The following is a 416-nucleotide window of genomic DNA, read 5'->3' on the forward strand; positions in this document are numbered from 1 at the left end:
ATACTGTTGTAGGGCAGTGGGATCCAAATATAGTGTTTATTACTGTGCCTTTAAAACACTGGGATGAGCGTCATTTTTCACAGCAAGAGATCATTAATAAAATTCGCGGTCCGCTGGGTAATATTCCTGGGGCGGCAGGTTATCCGTCTGGGTCAAATAGTTTAAATTTACGCGGTCAAGGTGGCGGTATTGAGCTGGCACTATTAGGGCAAGATTACCTGCAGATTTATAAGGCCGCACAAGATTTTGCTGCCCAGGTTGAGCAGACTATCCCGTCGATTGACAACGTGCGTATTTCATATCAGCCATCACAGCCGCAATTGCGTGTTAATATTGATAGACGTCGTGCAGAGGAATTAGGAGTGTCACTGAGTGATATATCAATCACCTTGCGTGCTGCGATAAATGGCGATGAT

General features: G+C 45.0%; 1 protein-coding gene. It reads left to right on the plus strand.

The genetic code is table 11. From position 1 onward, the window contains the following. On the plus strand, positions 1 to 416 hold a 416-nt coding region (locus HR9077_RS00830; protein ID WP_136064161.1), incomplete at both ends, for an efflux RND transporter permease subunit.

It is taken from the genome of Modicisalibacter radicis, from assembly GCF_900961225.1.
Lineage (GTDB): Bacteria > Pseudomonadota > Gammaproteobacteria > Pseudomonadales > Halomonadaceae > Modicisalibacter.